This is a genomic window from Streptomyces sp. NPDC104371 (assembly GCF_055583785.1).
In genome coordinates this window covers 162,781-183,150 of the sequence record NZ_JBVJNF010000007.1, presented here as the reverse complement: position 1 = coordinate 183,150, position 20,370 = coordinate 162,781, and the positions used below count along the sequence as shown (strand labels likewise).

The 20,370-nt window shown below is 72.5% G+C and carries 16 protein-coding genes; 1 reads left to right on the top strand and 15 read right to left on the bottom strand.

Features of this window, described 5'->3' with window-relative positions; all coding sequences use genetic code 11:
* Positions 1-87: 87 nt before the first annotated feature.
* From ACZ60T_RS22625 to ACZ60T_RS22565, 13 genes are all read right to left on the bottom strand, one after another.
* Positions 88-1,437, bottom strand: a complete 1,350-nt coding sequence (locus tag ACZ60T_RS22625; RefSeq protein WP_469667491.1) for a hypothetical protein — start codon at positions 1,435-1,437, stop codon at positions 88-90.
* 118 nt (positions 1,438-1,555) lie between these two features.
* Positions 1,556-2,824: a PP2C family serine/threonine-protein phosphatase gene (locus ACZ60T_RS22620; RefSeq protein WP_469667490.1), complete on the bottom strand. Its 1,269-nt coding sequence runs from the start codon at positions 2,822-2,824 to the stop codon at positions 1,556-1,558.
* 3 nt (positions 2,825-2,827) lie between these two features.
* Positions 2,828-5,350 (bottom strand): serine/threonine-protein kinase, encoded by a 2,523-nt coding sequence (locus tag ACZ60T_RS22615; RefSeq protein ID WP_469667489.1) that lies wholly within the window; start codon positions 5,348-5,350, stop codon positions 2,828-2,830.
* Complete coding sequence (locus tag ACZ60T_RS22610; protein ID WP_365619053.1) at positions 5,347-6,669, bottom strand: hypothetical protein; 1,323 nt, start codon at positions 6,667-6,669, stop codon at positions 5,347-5,349. The genes ACZ60T_RS22615 and ACZ60T_RS22610 overlap by 4 nt, the downstream gene beginning before the upstream one ends.
* 84 nt (positions 6,670-6,753) lie before the next feature.
* Positions 6,754-7,782, bottom strand: coding sequence for a glutamate ABC transporter substrate-binding protein (locus tag ACZ60T_RS22605; RefSeq protein ID WP_469667488.1), 1,029 nt, complete (start codon positions 7,780-7,782; stop codon positions 6,754-6,756).
* A 14-nt stretch (positions 7,783-7,796) separates the two neighbouring features.
* On the bottom strand, positions 7,797-9,203 hold the full coding sequence (locus ACZ60T_RS22600) for a hypothetical protein (RefSeq protein WP_469667699.1): 1,407 nt from the start codon (positions 9,201-9,203) through the stop codon (positions 7,797-7,799).
* 321 nt (positions 9,204-9,524) lie between these two features.
* Positions 9,525-10,499, bottom strand: coding sequence for an N-acetylglucosamine kinase (locus ACZ60T_RS22595; RefSeq protein WP_469667486.1), 975 nt, complete (start codon positions 10,497-10,499; stop codon positions 9,525-9,527).
* The gene (locus tag ACZ60T_RS22590) at positions 10,490-11,755 is read right to left on the bottom strand and encodes a 6-phospho-beta-glucosidase (RefSeq protein ID WP_469667485.1); all 1,266 of its coding nucleotides are present in this window, start codon (positions 11,753-11,755) and stop codon (positions 10,490-10,492) included. Before ACZ60T_RS22590 ends, ACZ60T_RS22595 begins: the two co-directional genes overlap by 10 nt.
* Before the next feature lie 6 nt (positions 11,756-11,761).
* Complete coding sequence (locus tag ACZ60T_RS22585; RefSeq protein ID WP_469667484.1) at positions 11,762-12,655, bottom strand: carbohydrate ABC transporter permease; 894 nt, start codon at positions 12,653-12,655, stop codon at positions 11,762-11,764.
* A complete protein-coding gene (locus tag ACZ60T_RS22580) occupies positions 12,652-13,599 on the bottom strand; it encodes a carbohydrate ABC transporter permease (protein WP_469667483.1) in 948 nt (315 codons plus the stop codon). Before ACZ60T_RS22580 ends, ACZ60T_RS22585 begins: the two co-directional genes overlap by 4 nt.
* Positions 13,596-14,936, bottom strand: coding sequence for an ABC transporter substrate-binding protein (locus ACZ60T_RS22575; RefSeq protein ID WP_469667482.1), 1,341 nt, complete (start codon positions 14,934-14,936; stop codon positions 13,596-13,598). Before ACZ60T_RS22575 ends, ACZ60T_RS22580 begins: the two co-directional genes overlap by 4 nt.
* Before the next feature lie 114 nt (positions 14,937-15,050).
* Positions 15,051-16,262: an ROK family transcriptional regulator gene (locus ACZ60T_RS22570; protein ID WP_469667481.1), complete on the bottom strand. Its 1,212-nt coding sequence runs from the start codon at positions 16,260-16,262 to the stop codon at positions 15,051-15,053.
* Between the two features lie 158 nt (positions 16,263-16,420).
* Complete coding sequence (locus tag ACZ60T_RS22565) at positions 16,421-17,515, bottom strand: mechanosensitive ion channel family protein (RefSeq protein WP_469667480.1); 1,095 nt, start codon at positions 17,513-17,515, stop codon at positions 16,421-16,423.
* Between the two features lie 305 nt (positions 17,516-17,820).
* Between ACZ60T_RS22565 and ACZ60T_RS22560 the strand changes: the two genes are divergently transcribed.
* On the top strand, positions 17,821-18,357 hold the full coding sequence (locus tag ACZ60T_RS22560) for an HNH endonuclease (RefSeq protein ID WP_252421498.1): 537 nt from the start codon (positions 17,821-17,823) through the stop codon (positions 18,355-18,357).
* A gap of 39 nt (positions 18,358-18,396) precedes the next feature.
* On the opposite strand, the gene ACZ60T_RS22555 is transcribed toward ACZ60T_RS22560, so the two are convergent.
* Positions 18,397-19,005 carry a hypothetical protein gene (locus tag ACZ60T_RS22555; protein ID WP_469667479.1) on the bottom strand — a complete coding sequence of 203 codons (609 nt, stop codon included), beginning with the start codon at positions 19,003-19,005 and terminating at the stop codon, positions 18,397-18,399.
* Positions 19,002-20,366: a hypothetical protein gene (locus ACZ60T_RS22550; protein ID WP_469667478.1), complete on the bottom strand. Its 1,365-nt coding sequence runs from the start codon at positions 20,364-20,366 to the stop codon at positions 19,002-19,004. The genes ACZ60T_RS22555 and ACZ60T_RS22550 overlap by 4 nt, the downstream gene beginning before the upstream one ends.
* Positions 20,367-20,370: the final 4 nt, after the last annotated feature.

The following is a 20,370-nucleotide window of genomic DNA, read 5'->3' as shown; positions in this document are numbered from 1 at the left end:
TTCCCCCTCTCCTTCGTCCGGTCCTCGGGACCGGCGTGGTTCTCCGGCCCCTGAGGGCCGGGCTCGTCGCTCTCGGGTCTTGCTACGTCACTTCTTCACGCGAACAGTCTTGGTGGACCGGGTCTCGAGTGTCATCTCGTCGGCCTCCGCGACCTTCGCTTTCAGTCGCACAGTACCGGTCGCGACGTCGACCACGTCCACCACCTTCGCAAGCAGTTTCGCAGTATCCGCGTTCCCCGAAGCGTCGGCGAGCTGAACGGCCCGTCCCAGCTTGGCCGTTGCGCCGTCGAAGTCACCCGCTTTGCGCAGATCCAGCCCCTGTTGGATGACTTGTGCCAGTTCGGCCTGGCCTGTGTAGTGGGCGACCTGGGGGTTGAGCGACGTGGACGCCGACATGTCGTCGGTCCACACCGCCCGTACGAGTCCGGGGGCGCCGAGGCTCTGGGCGCCGCCGTCCCCGCCCTGCGGGATCACCAGCGAGATTCGGGCCGCGAGCATCTCCTGGCCTATGCCGGCAGGGGGGACCTGGACGCACACGTGGTAGTCGCGGGACTCATCACCCCAGGAGCCGGTCGGGTAGTCCCCGGCGCGCGGGCTCGCGTCGACCCGGCGGCCGGTCAACTCCTCGACCGTGGGCGCCACTTGCTTGACGAACTTGATCTCCGTCCCGACGGGCGTCCACAGCCGCAGCGAGACGTCCGCGACCTCCTTGCCCATGGCCGTCTCCATCATCTGCGTGAAGTCGGCGGCCAGGGCGGCCGGGTCGGCGACGATGTCGGCGGTGCCGAGCAGCGCGGAGGCGATGGCCGTGACCTCCTTGACCTCCCAGTCGGTGCCCACGCCCCGCGCGTCACAGGTGAACCGGCCGACGCAGGCGTCCAGCGCGGCCTTCAGATCCGTGGGCGACTCGTGTTCGTTGCGGCCGTCGGTGAGCAGGATGCCGTGCCGGATGGGGACGTCCACCGAGGACAGCAGCCGGTCGGCCAGCCGCAGCCAGGTGCCGATCGCCGTGCCACCGCCCGCGCTGAGCTTGCGCAGCGCCGTCTTGGCGTGCCCGCGGGTGGTCGCGTCGGCGACGGCGAGCCGGCCGCTGCCCGGGTAGACCTCCGTGGCCACATGCGTGCCGCCGACCACCGCGAAGTGCACACCGTCGCGCAGGGTGTCGATGGCGGCGGCCGTCGCGTCGCGCGCGTTGCGCATCTTGATCGGCGGGTAGTCCATCGACCCGGAGCAGTCGACCATGATCGCCACGGCGGCGGCCGGGCCCTGTCCCGGCGAGTAGAGGTGGGGTGCCGTGATCGCGCTGCCGATCGTGCCGCCGCCGGTCGCCGTCACTGTCACGATGGCGTTGACCTCGCTGCCGCTCTCCGGCAGGTACTCGTTCTGGTAGACGTCGACCGAGAACTGCGGCACGTTGGACTTCGAGAAATTGGCCATGGCTTCTGTGATCCCCCTCGGACCCCGGCGCTGCGGGGGTGACGACTGGTTGCGGGCCGGTCCCCCCGCGGTCCGGGGCCCGACCCCCGTCGGCCGCCGGACCGTCCAGGGACGCTCCTCAGGCGGATCCTGCCCCCGGCGGCGGCGCCGGGAACGGAACGACCGCCACTGTTACGTTGTCGTGGCCCCCGCCGTCCAGCGCGTGGCCCACCAGGACCTGGGCGCTGTGCAGGGGGCGCCGGTCGGCGTCGAGCGGCAGGACCTCGGCCATCTCCTCGGCGGCTTCCGCGTAGTTCCACAGCCCGTCGGTGCACACCACCACCACACCCGGGCCGTCCGGTTTGAACGAGGCCGTGTGCGGCTCCAGTTCGTAGGCGTCCGCGCCGAGCCAGCCCGTGATCGCGTGAGCGCGCTCGTCGGCGTAGGCCTCGGCCTCGGTCATCAGGCCCGCGGCGACCATCTGCGCGGCCCATGAGTCGTCCTCGGTGAGCCGGGCCGGGGGCGCGGCGCGGTCCACCGGGACCCAGTAGGCGCGGCTGTCGCCGACCCAGCCGATGATCAGCAGCCGGTCGGTGACGACGGCGCCGACGAGGGTGCAGGCGGGCGAGTTCTGATGCGGGGCGTGCTCCTGGGCCGTGTCCGGCTCGGCGGCCAGCGCGTTGACGGCCTGCGCGGCGGCCACGATCGCCTCGTGCATGGCCTGCTGGGGGTGGATGCCCGTCGGCAGGGCCTCCCGCAGCGTCCGGCCCGCCACGCGAGAGGCGGCGAGGGAGGCGTCGTCGGGGCGCGTCGCCGAGGAGACGCCGTCGCAGACGATCGCGACGACGGCGGGCGAGCCGTCGGGCAGCCGGGCCTCGGAGACCGTGAACGCGTCCTCGTTGCGATGGTGGCGCAGGCCTCGGTCGCTGACCGCGGCGACCGCCGTCAACTCCTCTTCCATGTGGTCGCGTTCGCGGGGCTGGGCGTGGCCGCAGTTCTCGCAGTAGCCGTCGTCGTCCACCGTGCCCGCGCGGCAGGCCACGCAGGTCTTCGAACCGGCGGCGGGCGTCGGCGGCACGAGCGTGCGCGGGTCGACGGGCGCGCCCGTGTCCGCGCCCGTGCCCGGGTCCGCGGCGGCGGGCGCCGGGGGTTCGGGGGAGGCCAGGTGGTAGTCCTCGGGCTCCTTCGGGCCGCTCGACGGCGGGGCGGCGGGCCGGTCCACCGAGGCCGCCTGCTCGGGGAGGTGCCCCGCGGCGCCGTTCACGGCCGACGCCGGGGCGCATCGCGGCGGGGCGGGCACCGCCGACAGGTCGTACCCGCAGGCGCCGCAGAAGCGGTCACCCGACTCGACGGGCTCCTCGCAACTGGGGCACCTCGAAAGGGCCGTCTGCTGGGACATCTGCGACATCGATCACACCCACGTTCGGGGGCGGTAACGGTTGGCACGTTCCACCAGGTCGATCCTCTCCTCGCCGCCCTGCGCGAGCCTGGCCAGCGTCCGATAGGAGCGCTCCAGGCCGAAGCGAAGGCCGCGTTCGTCCAGTTCGCTGCCGAGCAGCGCCGGTCCGCCCGGTGTGGGCGGCGCGGCACTCCGGCTTCCGGAGAGTATCCAGTCCAGCGCGCGGCCGAGGACCTCTGTGGACAACTGCTCGCGGCGCACGGCGTCCAGGCCGTACGCCTCCAGCGCCTGGACCTGTCCCGCGGCGGCCACGAGGTCGTCCAGGAAGGCCGGGTCCTGGCCCTGGCCCTGGCCCTGATCCTGCCCCTGGCCCGTACGGTCGCGCAGGCGTGCCCGTACGGCGGCGACGCGCGCCGCGGTGTAGTGGATGGACGCCTCCGGCACCGATTCCAGGGTGCGGACCGCGCTCTGCCGGTCCCCGGCGGCGAGTTGCACCCGGGCCAGGCCGAACGCCGCGCTGACATAGCTGGGGTCGGTCGTCCAGACCAGGCGGTAGTACTCGGCCGCGTTGTCGAGCTGGCCGAGGACCTCCGCGCACAGGCCGAGGGCCAGCTTGGGCGCGGGCTCTCCGGGGAACGCGTCGTAGATCGCGTCGAAGGAGAGCGCGGCCGACGCGTGGTCGCCCGTGACGAGCGCGGTGATGCCGCGGTACCACACCACCCGCCAGTCATCGGTGTGGTCCGCCTCCAGGGCGGCGAGGGTCCGGCCCGCCCCGGCCGCGTCGCCCATGTCCAGCCGGGCCCGCAGCTCGCGCAGCCGCAGTTCCAGCGAGGGGGCGGGCGCGGCGTCCAGCGCGGCGATCAACTCTGCGGGCGCGGAGGCCATGAGACCGGCGAGGAAGCCCGCGTTGGGGTCGCCGGGGTCGACCCGGGGGACCGGCAGGGCGAGCGCGGCGGCAGCGGCGTCCAGCGGCCTGACCAGGCCCTGCGCGGGAGAACCAGCCGTGCCCCCCGCACCGGGCGCCGCCGGAAGCGCGGCACGGCGGCGTTGCGGCACCACCCGTGCCCCCATCCGCGACACGTCCCCCTCCAGCGGGACGAACAACTCCGTGTCCGTGACCTTGAGTTCAGGTCCGAAGAGCGTCGACAGCGCGGGGCGCGGGCGGCCCGACTGGAGGGCGACGACCTCCCGCAGCACCCCGGTCAACTGCTCCGCCATCTCCTGCGCGGAGGCGAACCGGCGGGCCGCGTCCGGGTCGGTGGCGCGCACCAGCAGCCGGTAGTAGGACTCGTAGCGGCGGAAGACCTCGATGGTGTCCGGGTCGGGCAGGGAGTCCGCGAAGACGTTCGTATAGCCCTGGAAGTCGAACGTGAGCACGGCGAGGGTGCGCGCGACCGTGTAGAGGTCGCTCGCCACCGACGGACCGGCCTCCGCGACCTCCGGCGCCTGGTAGCCGACCGTGCCGTAGATGGCCGACTCGTCGTCGTCCATCCTGCGCACCGCGCCCATGTCGATCAGTTTGAGCTGGTCCTCGGTCTGGATCGCGTTGTCGACCTTGAAGTCGCAGTACAGGAGATTGCGGCTGTGCAGATGACCGAGGGCCTCCAGCGCCTCGACGCCGTACGCGCACGCCTGCTCGACCGGCAGCGGATCGCGCCTCCCGTCCGGCGTACGACGGGAGTTGGCGATCTCCTTGAGCGACTTGCCGCCGATGTACTCCATGACGATGTAGCCGTCGAGCGAGCCGGTGTTCTGGTCGAGATGCTCCACGAAGTTGTAGATGCGCACGATGTTGGAGTGCTCGATCTCGGCGAGGAACCGCCGTTCGGAGATCGCCGCCTCCATCGCGTCCTGGTCGCCGGTGTCCAGCAGGCCCTTGAGGACCACCCAGCGGTCGGCGACCGCCCGGTCCACGGCCAGGTAGATCCAGCCGAGCCCGCCGTGCGCGAGGCAGCCCACGACCTCGTACTGGCCGTGCACGACGTTCCCGGGGTTCAGCTTCGGCATGAACGAGTAGGGGTGGCCGCACTTCGTGCAGAACCCCTCCGTGCGCCCCGCCCGCTCGCCGCGCGAACGCCCCACCGGGGCCCCGCAGTCCGAGCGCGAGCAGAACCGCTTGCGCTCGGGCACCTCGGGGTTCTCCAGCACCATCGCGCGCGGGTCGGGCCGGGGCACGTCCGGGACGCGCACCAGGCCGAGGCCCAGCCGACTGCGCGCCGAGCCCGTGGCCGACGTGCCGGAACTGCGCACCGACACCGAGCGGGCGGTGGTCCTGCCGGTCAGCCGGCCCGACACCGAGCGCCGGGACTGGGACGAGCGCGCCGACGCACGGGAGCCGGAGCGCGAACTGCCGCTCGCCGAGCCGCGCGAGCCCTTGCCGTCCACGGTGATCCCCGTGGGCGGCGAACTCACCATCCCGGTCGCGGAGACGACCGGCGCCAGACCGCAGGTGTCGCAGTACAGCTCGCCGCCGCCGACGTCCTCGTAACTGCCCTCGCAGCCCGGCCGCTGGCAGTTCTTCCCCGCCTGGCTCATCGCTCCCCCCTCCGGTCGGCCGGTGCGCCCCGCTCGGGCACGCGCGGCCCGAACTGCTCGGCGGCCGCCTGCTGATAGCGCAGGACCGCCTGTTCGGCGACCCTCAGGTCGCAGGGCGCGCTCCACAGCATCCGCCGCGCCGCGTCGTACCGCTCGACCAGCAGCGGGTCCTCCGCAAGTCCGTGCCGGGCGATCTTCGCCTTGTACGCGTCCAGTCGGCCGCGCAGCTCGGCGCGGACCGCGAGCGGCGCGGTGACCGCCGTCAACGACTCGCGGGCGCGCAGCAGTTCGTCCTCCGCCTTCTGCTCCAGGGACTCCAGCAGCGGCGAGAGGCGGTGCCACTGGGCCTGTCTGCGGTACTCCGCGGCCGTCGCCAACTGCTCCTGGAGCACGGTCGGCGGGCCGCTGACCGCGGGCACCTCGGAGGCGGCGATCTTCGCGAGGACCTCGCCCCGCGCGCTGCGCGCCTCCGCCAGCGTGCGATCCGCGCGGCTGAGCACGTCACGCAGGCGCACCAGCCGCGCTTCCGCGTCCTGACGGACCGTCAGAACAGCCTCGATCTCCCGGCGTACGTCCTCCAGGGCGCGTGCCTCGCGGTCGTAGACCGTCGTGTCGGGACGGCCGCCGCCGGGCGCCGAACTCCCTTGCGCGGGCGCCCAGTACGCCAGCGGATCGCTGACCACCTGCTCGCGCAGATGCGTCAGCGTGCGCGTGATCCGCTCCAGGTCGTCGCCCGCCGGATGCTCGCCGGGGCGTACGCCCACCGAGTGCGCCAGGGCGCGGGTGCGCTGCAACTCGGCGGCCAGCAGGTCGATGCGCGCGGGCAGCGCCGACCACACGGCGTCGGCGGCGACGACCATGTCGAGCGAGGACGCGTACAACTCGTTCATGCGCTCGACGAGTTCGGCCAGGGTGAACTGCTCGCTGAGCTTGGCGTTGCTCGCGAGCGTCGGCGCGTTCGCCGTCGCCACGGCGCTGCCCGACACGGTGACGCAGGCGCCGCGCAGCAGTTCGGTCAGCTCGGCCAGGTCCTCGCGGCTGGACCAGCGCCGCCGGGAGCGGATCTCGCGCGCGGTGCGCAGTGTGGCCGTATAGGCGTCGAAGTACGTCCACAGCAAGGTGATCGACGCTTCCGCCGATGTCCAGCGCTCGCGGGTGAGGCCGGTCAGCTCGGCGCCTTCGAGGAGTCTGCGGCCCGCGTGGTCCTGGAGGGCGAGGAGCGAGGTCTCTATGGCCTCGTGCTCCGCGCCGAGCCGCGCCAGCGCACGGTCCACCTCGTCCCGGTCCAGTACCGGCCCGGTGGGTCCCGTGACGCCCATCGATCACCTCTCGCTCTCGTCGTGCCCTGGGCGCGTGTCCGGTGCGCCGGGGTAACTCTCCAGTGGCTTCGGGCCGTTGCCTCGTCAGGAGGACGGCGGTCGGGACGACGCCGAGTCGGCGCCCAGCGTCTGGGACAGCCACTTCTGGTACGAGGCCTCCCAGCCGATCTTGCCCTTGCTCGTGCGGTAGTCCACGAGGACCTGGTTGACCCGGCGTACCAGATCCTCCGCGTGCTTGTTCATCGCCACGCCGTAGTACTCGGTCGTGAAGGGCTTCCCCTTGAGTTCGACGGTCGGGTCCTGAGCCGCCTGGCTCGCGGCGAGCGCGCCGTCGGTGACGATGGCGTCCACCTCACCGAGCTGGAGCTTGACCAGGCAGTCGAGTTGGTTGGGGACGGTGGTGGAGATGTCGGCGGAGGACGGCAGCCGACTGCCGCTCGCCTTGTCCTCGGTCAGCAGGGTCTCGGCCGTCGAACCCGCCGCCGAGCAGATCCTCTTGCCCGCGAGCGACGGGTTGTAGCCCGTGATACCAGCCGTGCCGGGCGTCTTCGGGGCGAGGATCTGCTGGCCGGTCGTGAAGTACGGGTCGGAGAAGGCGACATCCTTCAGCCGGTCGCAGTTGATGGTCATCGTGCGCACCACCATGTCCACCTGGCCGCTCTGGATCGCCGGAATGCGCTGGTTGGTGGGGATGGCGTGGAAGCGGACCGCCTTCAGGTCGCCGAGGATCCGCCGCGCGATCTCGTGGGCCAGGTCGATGTCGAAGCCCTCCAGGTCACCGCCCTCGGCGTTGGGGTCGCGATAGCCCCAGCGGTAGCTGTTCTGGTCGACGCCCACCGAGAGATAGCCGCGCTTCTTGATGGCCGTGACCGAGGGACCGCTCTCGTCCCCGGACGGGGCGGGGCTCAGCTTCTCGGGGTGGGCGCCGCAGGAGTCGGCCGTCGCCTGGGTCGCGTCGGCGATGCCCGGACCGCCGGTCTGCGGGGCACCGTCCCCGCGCGTGCCGAGCGGCGGCAGCAGCAGGACGAAGGCCAGGGCGAGGGCGCACGCCACCAGCATCGTCCCGACACCGCCCCAGCCCCTCAGACTCGCCCGCAGACGCCGTGTGTTCATCGCCGCTCCCCCTCTCACCGGTACTCCGACAGCCTGCGCCCGATGCCCAGCACCGCGCCGGACGCGCCCAGCACCGCGAGGACCGCCGCGCCGACCGGGAGCCCGGTCATCGCGTCCCGTCCGTCGCCCGCCGACTGCTGGAACTGGCTCTCCTCGTGGGCCAGCGCCTTCGCCAGATTCGCGTCCACGGTGTCGAAGCGCTCGCCCGTCGGATGGTCGTCCTCGGAGCCGATGATCTTCTTCAGCGCCGCCTGGTAGTCGCCCTCGTCGTCGGCGGTCCGCGCCTCCTGATGGCGCTGCTGCCACAGCTTCACGGCCGTCTTGGCATCCTTCACCGGCTGCTCGCCCGCCCGGTCGTCGGCGAGGGACTCGGCCTCCGCCAGGCCCGTGGACAGCGTCTTCATGTCCTGCTTGAACGCGTAGTCGTAGGCGTCGACGGTCGTCCCGTCGGGCAGCTTCTTGGTCTCGGCGCCCCGGCTGACCAGCGTGAGGTTCTCGTTGCCGCGGGCGTTCAGGGACGCGATGCGCGCGTCGTGCAGCACGTTCAGCGAGCGGACCGCGTTGTCGTAGGAGGAGTTGAGCCCCGCGCGGGCGACGCTGTGCCCCACGACCAGCCACAGCAGGACGATCGCCGAGGCGGTGGTGGCCGCGACCAGACCGTGGTTGAGCAGCCGGTTCGTGCGCCGGTAGTGCCGCCGCTGCGCCCAGCCCAGCGCGCCCAGCGCGACCGCGCCGAGGGCGAGGGCGAACCAGGGGTACGGCGTCGCGTCCCCGTAGTCGGCGCGCAGCCGCTGGTTCTCCTTCGTGTACAGGTCCTGCGCGGCCGGGAGCATCTCCCGCTGCATCTTCTCGTTCGCCGCCCGCAGATACGCGCCGCCCACCGGATACCCCTGCCGGTTGTTGGCGCGCGCCCGCTCGATGAGGCCCTTGTACTCCGGCAGCAGCTTGTTGAGCTGGGCGATGGTCTTCGCGGAGGGGGAGCCGGGCTCGGTGCTGGCCGCCGCCGTGACCAGGCCCGCCGCCGCGTTCTTGATGTCCTTCTCGTACCGCTGAGTGGTCGTGGGCGGCTCCTGGCCGCCCGACAGGAAGCCGCTCGCGGCGGCCGTGTTGGCGTCGGCGAGCGAGCGGTAGATGTCGGCGGCGCCCGCGCTGAGCGGCTGGCTGCGGTGCAGTACGTCGTCCGCGGCGCCGGCGCGGTCGGACATCTGCCAAGCGGTGACCGCCCCGAACGCGAGGACCAGCAGGGCGAGTACGGCACCGATGGCGCGCAGCCGACCGGGCTCGGTGACGGCGGCGGCCCGCAGCCGGTCGACGCCCTCCGCGAAGGCCGTACGACGCGGCGCGGCGGGCGGCGGCGGTGCCTGCGGCGCCGGGGCCGCCCGCGTCACGGGCCCCCTGGCCTGCGGCGGCACCGCGGGCATCGTGGGCGACGCCGACGCCGATGGCGCGCCGCCCTGCTGCCAGTGAGTCACGTGACCTCCCCCGTGGTCATCCGTCGGTCGTCTCCGCCCGGTGCGGGGAGCGGGCGCGGGTGCACGGCGGCCAGTATTCCCCTCCGCGTCGGTATCCGCACCGGCCTTCACACGATCTTGTACCGGATCACCGCGCGCCGACGGATGCCGACCTCCGCACGCCCTGTCGCACCCTTCCCTCTTATGAATACGTCATGCACTCCATGTTCGGTTCCCCGGTTCCCTCCTAGGAGTTACGCGCGCACGCACCACCCACGCACCACGCACACGTCACGCGCGTTCGTAGTACGCCCGCACGCGCGTGTGCGCTTCCCGCGGTGCCCGCTGGTGGTCGAGGCCGAGCAGGGCCGCGCCGAGGACCGGGCGGGCCGCCACCACCTGAGGCAGCGCCCTGGGCGCGCGGTCCGCCAGCAACTCCCGTATCCGGTCGTCGAGTCGGGGATGGCGGGCCGCCAGGACGCTGCCGCCGAGCAGGACGGGGGTCTCCTCCGCGACCAGGTCGAGACGGGTCAGCGCGACCGTGGCCATGGCGACGACCTCCTCGGCGAGCCGGTCGACGATCGCGCGGGCGACCGGGTCTCCGTCCTGGGCCGTCGCGAACAGCACCGGGGTCAGCTCATGGCGCCGCCCGTACGCGATGTGCCCCAGATGGAGCGCCTCGATCAGCGCGTACATGGAGTCGAGACCGAAGTGCGCGGGCAGGGTGCGCGCCAGGGCCGTGGGACCGCCCCGGCCGTCCTCCGCGCGCGCCGCCCACCACAGCGCCTCCTCCGCGAGCGCCCAACCGCCGCCCCAGTCACCGGAGATCTTGCCGATCGCGGGGAAGCGGGCGGTGCGCCCGTCAGGACGCATCCCGACGCAGTTGATGCCCGCGCCGCACACCACCGCCACCCCGCGCGGCTCGGCCACGCCCGCGCGCAGGACGGCGAACGTGTCGTTGCGCACCTCCACCGTCTCGGCCCACGCGCGCGCGTGCAGCGCCTGGCCCAACTCCTTCTCCTCCACCGGGAGATCGGCGTTGGCGAGACAGGCCGAGACATGGCCGACCGAGGTGACCGACGCCTTCGCGAAGGCCTCGTCGACCACCTCGGCCAGGGCGTCCACGGCCTCCCGCACGCCCACGACCGGCGGCCGGAACCCCTTGCCCCGTGCGGTGCCGAGGACGTCGCCGTCGGCGGTCACGACGGCGACGTCGGTCTTGCTGTTGCCCGCGTCGATGGCGAGGACGCTCGTGCTCAGGTCCACGCGAGATGCTCCCGGTTGTGCGCGATCAACTGGTCGGTGAGGGTGTCGGCGGACGCGTACTGCCCGACGAGGGGGTGGGCGAGCAGCGCCCGGAACACCCGGTCGCGGCCCCCGCGCAGCGCGGCGTCGAGGGCGAGGTCCTCGTACGCGGTCACGCTCGCCATCAGCCCCGCGTACAGCGGGTCCACCGGGGCGACGGCCAAGGGGGCGGCGCCCTGCGGGCCGACGGCCGCCTGGACCTCGATCACCGCGTCGTCCGGCAGGAAGGGCAGCGTGCCCCGGTTGTACGCGTTCACCACCTGGTACGGGGAGCCCCCGCCGCCCAGCAGCGCGGCGGCGAGGTCGACGGCCGCCTCCGAGTAGAAGGCGCCGCCCCGCTTGGCGAGCAGCGCCGGCTTCTCGTCCAGCGACGGGTCTCCGTACATCTCCAGCAACTGCCGTTCCATCGCGGCGACTTCGGCCGCCCGGGACGGCTTGGTGCGCATCTCCCGCACCACCTCGTCGTGGGTGTAGTAGTAGCGCAGGTAGTAGGAGGGGACCACGCCCAGCCGGTCCAGGAGGGCGGGCGGCAGGCGCAGGTCGGCGGCTATCGCGGCGCCGTGCTCCGCGAGCAGTCCGGGCAGGACGTTCTCGCCCTCGGGGCCGCCCAGCCGCACACCTGTCTCCCAGGTGAGGTGGTTGAGGCCCACATGGTCGAGATGGACCTCGGCGGGCGCGACCCCGAGGCGGGCGGCGAACTTCCGCTGGAGGCCGATGGCCACGTTGCACAGGCCGACGGCCCGGTGGCCCTCCTGGAGCAGGGCGCGGGTGACGATGCCGACCGGGTTGGTGAAGTCGATGATCCAGGCCTGCGGGTTGGTCCGGCGGACGCGCTCGGCGATGTCGAGAACCACCGGCACCGTGCGCAGCGCCTTGGCCAGACCGCCCGCGCCCGTCGTCTCCTGGCCGACGCAGCCGCACTCCAGCGGCCAGGTCTCGTCCTGCTCGCGCGCGGCCTGGCCGCCGACGCGCAGTTGGAGCAGGACGGCGTCCGCGCCTGCCACGCCCGCGTCCAGGTCGGAGGTGGTGACGACCCGGCCGCCGTGCCCCTGCTTGGCGAAGATGCGCCGCGCCAACCCGCCCACCAGTTCCAGGCGTTCGGCGGCCGGGTCGACGAGGACCAGCTCCTCGACGGGCAGGGTGTCCCTCAACCGGGCGAATCCGTCGACGAGTTCGGGTGTGTAGGTCGACCCTCCGCCGACCACGGTGAGTTTCATCAGTCGCTACCCCTTTACTCCGGTGAGAGTGACCCCGCGTACGAACGCCTTCTGGGCGAAGAAGAACACGAGGATCACGGGGGCCATGACCAGGACGGTCGCGGCCATGGTGAGGTTCCAGTCGGTGTGGTGCGCGCCCTTGAACGATTCCAGGCCGTAACTGAGCGTCCAGGCGCCCGGGTTGTCCGAGGCGTAGATCTGCGGGCCGAAGTAGTCGTTCCAGGCGGAGAAGAACTGGAAGAGCGCGACGGCCGCGATGCCCGGCCGGGCCATCGGCAGGACGACGCTGAGGAGCGTCCGCAGCTCCCCGCAGCCGTCGACCCGCGCCGCGTCCAGGTACTCGTCGGGGATGGTCAGCAGGAACTGACGCAGCAGGAAGACGGAGAACGCGTCGCCGAACGCCATCGGGACGATCAGCGGCCACAGCGTGCCCGACAGGTCCAGTTGCTTCGCCCAGAACAGATACATCGGGATGATGACGACCTGCGGGGGCAGCATCATCATCGAGATGACCAGCATCAGGCACAGATCGCGGCCCCGGAAGCGGAACTTGGCGAGGGCGTAGGCGACCGGGACCGAGGAGACGACGGTCAGGGCGGTGCCCGCGCCCGCGTAGATCAGGGTGTTCCTCCACCAGGTGAGGAAGCCTGGAGTGGCGAACACCTTGCGGTAGTTGCCCCACTCCCAGGTGTGCGGGACGAGATCGCGGCTGAGCGCCTGGGCGTCGCTCATCAGCGAGGTCAGGAACACGAACACGAAGGGCAGTGTGAAGAAGAGGGCGGCGGCCACGCCGAGCGAGTGGACCGCGATCCACTCCAGAACAGCCCTGCGGCGGGCGGTGCGTTCACCGGGCGCGACGGGCGTGCTCGGGGTCACCGGCCGGTCGAGTACGTCGGTCACGGCCGGTCACCTGCCAGGTTGAGGCCGCCGCCGCGCCGCATCAACACCGCGGTGAACAGCATCGACAGGGCGAAGAGCACGAGGGCGACCACACAGGCGGCGCCGTAGTCGAAGCGCTGGAAGCCCAGGTTGTAGACGAGTTGGGGCAGCGTGAGCGTGGACTGCTCGGGGTAGCCGGGCTCGAACCGCGTCCCCGCGCCCTGGATGACGCCCGAGGCGACCTTCCCCGCGATCAGCGGCTGGGTGTAGTACTGCATGGCCTGGATCACCCCGGTGACCACCGCGAACAGCACGATCGGCGCGATGTTCGGCAGGGTGACGTACCGGAAGCGCTGCCAGGCCGACGCGCCGTCCAACTCGGCGGCCTCGTACTGCTCGTGCGGTACGTCCAGCAGCGCGGCCATGAAGAGGACCATCAGGTCGCCGATGCCCCACAGCGCGAGCAGGGTGAGGGCGGGCTTGGACCAGGCGGGGTCGCTGAACCATCCGGGCGCGGGGAGACCGACCCGCTCCAGGAGTGAATCGACCGGTCCCGTACCGGGGTTGAGGAGGAAGGCGAAGGCCATCGTCGCGGCCACGGGCGGGGCGAGGTAGGGCAGGTAGAAGAGGGTGCGGAAGACGCCCGTACCCGTCTTGATCTTCGTGATCAGCAGTCCGACGCCGAGCCCGAAGACGACCCGCAGACTGACCGTCACGAGGACCAGCCACAGGGTGTTGCGCAACGCGGGCCAGAACAACGGGTAGTTCTCGAACACGTACGTCCAGTTCTTCGTCCCGCTCCAGGCCGGCGGTTGGAAGCCGTCGTAGTGGACGAAGGAGAAGTAGACCGTCGAGATCAGCGGGTACGCGAAGAAGACCGCGAAGCCGATCAGCCAGGGCGACAGGAAGGCGAGGGTGCGCAGGGCCGCCCGGCGGCGTTTGGCGGCGAGGGTGAGCGTGGTCATCGCTGCTTCGCCTGGGCGATGTCCGTGTCGATCTGCCGGGCCGTGCTCGCCAGGCCCGCCTTGAGGTCCTTGGCCCGGCCGCTCTCGTAGTCGTAGCCGAACTGCTGGAGCGTCACGAGGTACTGACCGCCGTCGACGGAGGCGGGGGACGTGGTCGAGCGCGGGTCGGCCGCGATGTCGAGGAACGTCTTGAAGCGGCGGTCGTACTCGAGCTTCGGGGACTTGAGCGCGGCGAGCGTGGACGGCACGTTGTGGATGTCGTTGGCGAAGCCGACCACCGCGTCCGTGTTTGTGGTCATGTACTTCACCAGCTCCCAGGCGGCGTTCTGCTTGGTGCTGGTGGCGGCTATGCCCGTGATGGTGCCGGTGATGTAGCCCTTGCCGTACTGGTCGGCCTGGTCGTCGGGCACGGGCAGCGGGGCCACTCCGACATCGAACGACGGCTTGGCGGCGAGGGCCATGCCGAGGCGCCACTCGCCGTCGAGCTGCATGGCGACCTGCCCGGTGTGGAACGGGTGCCGCGGGCCCCACTCGTCGCCCAGCCCGGCGCGGAACTTCTCCAGCTTCCGGAACCCGCCCAGTTCGTCCACCAGCCGCTTCTGGAGGATGAGTCCGGCGGCGACGGCCGGGTCCTTGGCGACGGTCGATCTTCCGCGGCTGTCGAAGTACGTCGGTGAGAACTGCCCGAGGTAGTGCTCGGCCGTCGTCTCCCAGCCGTGGTAGTCCGGCATGAAGCCGAGCTGCCGGTAGCCGTCGCCGTCCGGGACGGTGAGCGTCTTCGCGTCGGCCTCGAACTCGGACCAGGTCCTGGGCGGGTGGGTGATGCCCGCCTTCTTGAACGCCGTCTTGTTGTAGTAGAGCCCGTACGCGTCGCCCAGCAGCGGTGCCGTGCAGCGGCGTCCGTCGAACCGGGTGTAGTCGTTCATCGCCTTCGGGAAGGTGGTCGCCGGGTCGATGCCGGACTTCTTGAAGAAGGGGGTGAGATCGATCAGCGCGCCCGAGGCGCAGAAGGGGCCGACGCTGTTGGTGGTGAAGGAGGAGATGACGTCGGGGGCGTTGGTGCCGCCCGTGCGCAGGGCCTGGTTCATCTTGTCGTCGGTCATGTCGCCGACGACGGTGACGTGGATGTTCGGGTGCGCCTTCTCGAACCCCGCGATCAGGGAGTTCACGGCCTTCGTCTCGGAGGGCGCGCTCCAGGCGTGCCAGAAGGTGAGGGTGGTCTCCTCGGACGGGTCGTCGTGCGCGCCGGAGGTGGGCTGGCCGGTGCACGCGGTGGCGAGGAGGGCGACGGCCGCGGCGGTCAGGACGCGGGCCGTCTTCCGGAACACTTCGGGCATGAGTGGGGACTCCCTCTGAAGGGCGGGTGGGGGGTTCGAGCGGAGCGGACGCCGGACCTGTGGCGGGGCCCGGCGGATGTTCGTCTGGTCAGAGCGCCGAGGCGGTCGGGCCGTTCAGCGCGAGGTGTCGAAGACCTCGTCGCGGGTGGTGGCGAGCGCGCTCTCCAACGCGCCGCGCAGCACCGGGCGTTCGCGGACGCCGCCGAGGACGAGGCGCGGCTGGCAGGCGGCCAGATCCTTGAGTTCGGCCTGGAGCAGGGCGCGCAGCGGCTCGCCCCCGGCGGTGAGGCAGGCGCCGCTGAGAAGGACGAGTTCGGGGTCCAGTACGGAGGCGAGGGCGGCGAGACCGGTGGCGAGGCGGGTCGCGTAGGCCTCCAGGAGACGGCGGTGGGGGCCGGTGGCGCTGTCGGCGCCGCGGGCGACGAGGGCGGCGGTGACCTCGGCGTCGGAACCGGGGGGCAGGTCCTCGATGCCGAGGTCGCGGGCCAGGCGGGGGAGGGTGTGGCAGCCCGCGAGTTCCTGGTAGCCGCCGCGGCCCGTCCGGCTCACCCGGCGGACCAGGGGCGCGCCGGGTACGGGCAGGAAACCGACCTCGCCCGCGCCGCCGGTCCAGCCGCGGTGCAGTCGGCCGCCGAGCACGAGGGCGGCGCCGAGGCCGCCCTCGTTCCACAGCAGCACGAAGTCGTCATGGCCCCGGGCCGCGCCGAGCCGCTGCTCGGCGAGGGCGACGAGGTTGACGTCGTTGTCGTACTCGACGGGCGCCGCGAGCGCGGCGGCGAGGTCCTCGTGGAGAGCGGGGGAGTGCCAGCCGCGCAGATGAGAGGCGTACCGCAGTCGGCTGGTACGGGGGTCGAAGGCGCCCGGGGTGCCGATGACGACACGGCGCACGGCGGAGCGGTCGAGCCGGGCGGCGCGCACGGCCCCGTCGAGCGCGTCGGTGACCTGCTCGACGACGGACCGCGCCGGGCGGTGCTTGGAGGTGGGCAGCTCGTACGCGCCGACCACCGCGCCGGTGAGATCGGCGACGGCGGCGAGGATGCGCTCGGGGGTGACATCGAGCCCGGCGACATACGCGGCAGCCGGGTTGATCGCGTACAACTGTGCGCCGGGCCCCGGCCGCCCCTCACTGGTCCCCGTCATCACGACGAGCCCCGCGGCTTCGAGCCGGACGAGAAGCTGGGACGCGGTGGGCTTCGACAGCCCGGTCAACGCGCCGATCCGGGTACGACTGAGCGGCCCGTGCTCCAGCAGCAGCTCAAGAGCGGCCCGATCATTCATGGCCCGCAACACACGCGGGGTACCGGGCACACCAGCGGAACCACCCATGGACGAAGCCCACCCCCACTGTTAGGAAGGTTTCCTGTTGGTGAGGGGAAGGTAGTGGGCGCGGGGAGAGGGCGTCAACACCGCGTGTTACGGGTGGGGGACACACGAAGAGGCGGCACCCGGAGTGTCCGGATGCCGCCTCTTGTGTCAGTGGGGCGCTACTTCCTCGCCGGGCGGGACGGGGGTATCGGGGACGTCGCCTTCGTCTGGGCGGATTCCGCGTTCGCGAAGGCCGACGGGGCCGCGACCGTGGCTGTCGGGTCCGGGGCGGGGTCGTCCTCCGGGGCGGGCTCGGGGCCGCCCATGATGCGGATGCCCGCCTCGTCGAAGGCGCGCTTGATCCGCCAGCGCAGCTCGCGCTCCACCGACGTCGCCTTGCCCGGCATCGTCTTCGCGGAGACGCGGACCACCATCGAGTCCAGCAGCACGCTGTCCAGGCCGAGCACCTCGATCGGGCCCCACAGGCGCTCGTTCCACGGCTCGTCCTTGGCCATCTGCTCGGCCACCGCTTCGATGGTCTCCTTCACCCGGTCCAGGTTCTCGGACGAGCGGACGGTCACGTCCACCCCGGCCGTCGCCCAGCCCTGCGAGAGGTTGCCGATGCGCTTGACCTCGCCGTTGCGGACGTACCAGATCTCGCCGTGGTCGCCGCGCAGCTTCGTCACGCGCAGGCCGACCTCGATCACCTCGCCGGAGGCCACGCCCGCGTCGATCGTGTCACCGACGCCGTACTGGTCCTCCAGGATCATGAACACCCCGGAGAGGAAGTCCGTCACGAGGTTGCGCGCGCCGAAACCGATCGCCACACCGGCCACACCGGCGGACGCCAGCAGGGGCGCCAGATTGATCTGGAACGCGGACAGCACCATCAGCGCCGCCGTACCGAGGATCATGAACGACGCCACCGAGCGCAGCACCGAGCCGATCGCCTGCGAGCGCTGGCGGCGGCGCTCCGCGTTCACCAGCAGACCGCCGAGCGCCGTGCCGTCCACCGCCTCGGCCGTACGGCTCATCCGGTCGACGAGCTTGGTGAGCGCCCGCAGCACGATCACTCTGAGCACCGTCGCGATCACCAGGATCAGGACGACCCGGAGGCCTATCGCCAGCCAGGTCGACCAGTTCTCCTCGATCCAGCTTGCCGCGTTCGTCGCGCTCTCCTGCGCGTCCTGGAGCGAGGGGACCACCGGAGTGGTCGACTCTGAGGGTGACGGGGACGGTGCGACGCCGGCGGCCAAGGGCGCGGGCAGGGACACGGAAGGTACCTCCTGGTGCAAGTGCGCCTCCGGTGCGAGCGGTGCGGGTCACGGAAAGGTCACCGGACGGGGCAGGGCTACCACACTAACGGTGCATCGCCGGGGAGCGGGGGGTGATGCCCGAAGGTGAGGCCATGCTCACCCGCCGAGCCAAGGCCGCGGGGACGGCGGATGTGTCTGGTGTGCTCCACAACACTCCCAGGCCGTTACCGGGACATGGTGGCGCTACCACCAGGCAAGAGGGGAGACTTACTCCAGATCGTCCCGGCGCGAGCCACGCGTCGCCGGCGTACAAGGAGGCATCCGTGCCGCATGTCCTGGTCCTCAACGCGTCGTACGAGCCACTCGGCGTCGTACCGCTCCGCCGCGCGCTCGTCCTCGTCCTCGAGAACAAGGCCGTATGCCTCGAGGAGTCCGGCGCCTATATGCACAGCGCGACCGTCACTGTCCCCGCACCCAGCGTGGTCCGGCTCAAGCGATTCGTACGGGTTCCCTACCGGGGCCCCGTCCCTCTCACCCGGCGCGCGCTCTTCGCCCGCGACGGAGGCCGGTGCATGTACTGCGGTGGCGTCGCAACCAGCGTCGACCACGTCATCCCGCGCAGCCGCGGTGGTCAGCACGTCTGGGACAACGTGGTGGCGTCCTGCCGCCGCTGCAATCACGTCAAGGCGGACCGGCATCTCTTCGAGATCGGCTGGCGGCTCCGTCACACCCCCGCCCCACCCACGGGTCTGGCCTGGCGCATCATCGGCACCGGGCATCGGGACCCACGCTGGTTGCCCTACTTGCGGCCCTACGGCGCGGACGACGCCTTGGCCCGGATCGACGGCATCTCCGCCTGACGATCCGGGCTTTCGCGTATTCCGGACGGGCCCCGCGTCTCAGGCGCGGGGCCCGTCCGGGCGCGCCCCGCGCACCACGTACAGGGCGCCGCCCACCGCGAACGCGACGAGGGCCGCCGCCCAGGCGCCCGACTGCGCCCCCGGCTGCATCGGCCACGCCCACACCGTGACCGCGCGGCCCCGCGCCCCGGCGGAGCCCAGATACACCGCGCTGACATAGCCGAACGCGGGCAGCCAGCTCAGCCGGGCGCCGAGCAGGACGGCCGCGGCGGCCGTGAGCCCCGTGCAGCCCAGGGTGTTGCGGATCATCGCCGGAGGGCCGAAGGTGTGCGCCTCCCCCAGCACGGCCACCGGGAGCAGCGCCGACGCGAGCGCGGTGAGAGCCAGCAGATGGGTCAGCCGCCGCGGCCACCAGGGGCGTACGGCCGTGCGGTCCAGCTCGGCGGAGTCCGTGTGCAGGCTCACGCCGATCACGGCGGCGGCCAGCAGCGGGGCCAGGGCCACGACCGGCACCCGGCGGTCCGGGTCCAGATAGGCGTCCAGCAGGCGCGCGGCCCACACGGCGAAGGCCGTGGTCCCGGCGAGCGCGGCGAGGGTGACCGGCAGCGCGCGCGAGCGTGCGTACAGCAGGGGTCCGGTGGTCGTCACAGGGACGGCACCCCCTTCGGGTCGCAGCGGCCCGTCGACGCGAAGTACGCCGACAGCCAGGCGCGGCGCTCCTTGTCACCCATCGACGCCAGCTCGGCGCGGGCCGCGCGTCGGGCCTTCAGACCGGCGCGGGCCTCCCGGTCGCCCTGGGCGGCCAGGTCGTCGAAGTACTTCTGCGAGGGCGAGGGCGCGAGGTAGTTCTGGACGGCGTCGTCCGCCCGCTCCGTGCGCGCGTCCGTCCGCGTGCAGTCGCCGCGCCTCGTCAGCGCGGACACGGCCTCCCACGCGTACCGCTCGGGATCGGTGAGCCGACCCCGTACGAGATGCCGGCCGAGCGGTGTGAGCATGGGCAGCTCCGCCTCGTCGTGGTGCGGCGCCCCCGCGCGGTCCTCGAAGCGCACGGGCAGGTTCCGTACGCCCTCCAGACGGCCGGTGACACCCGCGAGCGCCTCGGTGACCTGCGGCAACACCTCTCCGTAGCGGGCGTTCACACAGATCTGCGGCGTGGTGGAGGTGTCGCAGACCTGGCGGCGGGCGAGCGGGTTCTCGTGCCACAGGCCGTCCCCGGTGTGCACGAGCAGCGCGCCCGCGACCGTCGCCGCCGCCAGCGGCAGCAGGGCCGTGGACCGGCGCCGGGCGGCGTACGCCAGGACCGCGGTCCCGGCCAGCCCCGCCCCCCAGACCGCCATCGCCACCGGCTGCCACCAGACCGGGTCCACCGCGTCCGGGACCGGGAAGGCGGGGTTGAGCTGGCCCTTGGCACCCGGATCGGGCGTCGCGCTAGGGATGCCCAGCGCGACGTACCCGGCGATCGCCAGCAGGGGAGCCATCGGCCGCCAGGCCGTCAGCCGCCCCACCACATGCCCGGCCACCGCGCTCGCCGCGAGCACCACCGTGTCCGCGGGCAGCAGGGCGAGGTGCGGCCGGTCGCCGCGCGCGTACGGCCAGGTGGCGAGCAGGGCCCCGGCCGCCGCGAGGACGTACCCGGCGGCCACCCAGAGCGCGACGGGCAGGGCGGAGGCCAGGAACCGCGCGAGCGGGCCGCGTACGGCCGTCCGCCACAGCTCCTCGGTACGGCGCCGGTGCTCCCGCCCGCCCTGGAGACAGCCGATGGCCGCCGCGAGGGGCACGCCGATCAGCAGCACGTTGTGCAGCTCCGCGCCGGTCTCCGCCCAGCCGCCCTGCCAGCGCGCGGACGCGCCCGCCAGCAGGACGGAGCAGGTGAGCAGGAGGGCGGCCCCGGCCCACGGGCCGAAGCCGTGGAGGGCCTCGGCCCGCAGGGGGTGGCGCGGGGTGCGTGGGGCGGTGGGGCGCTGTCGCCGCCGGGTGGGGTGCGCTCGCTTCTTGGTCAGGAGGGTCATCGCG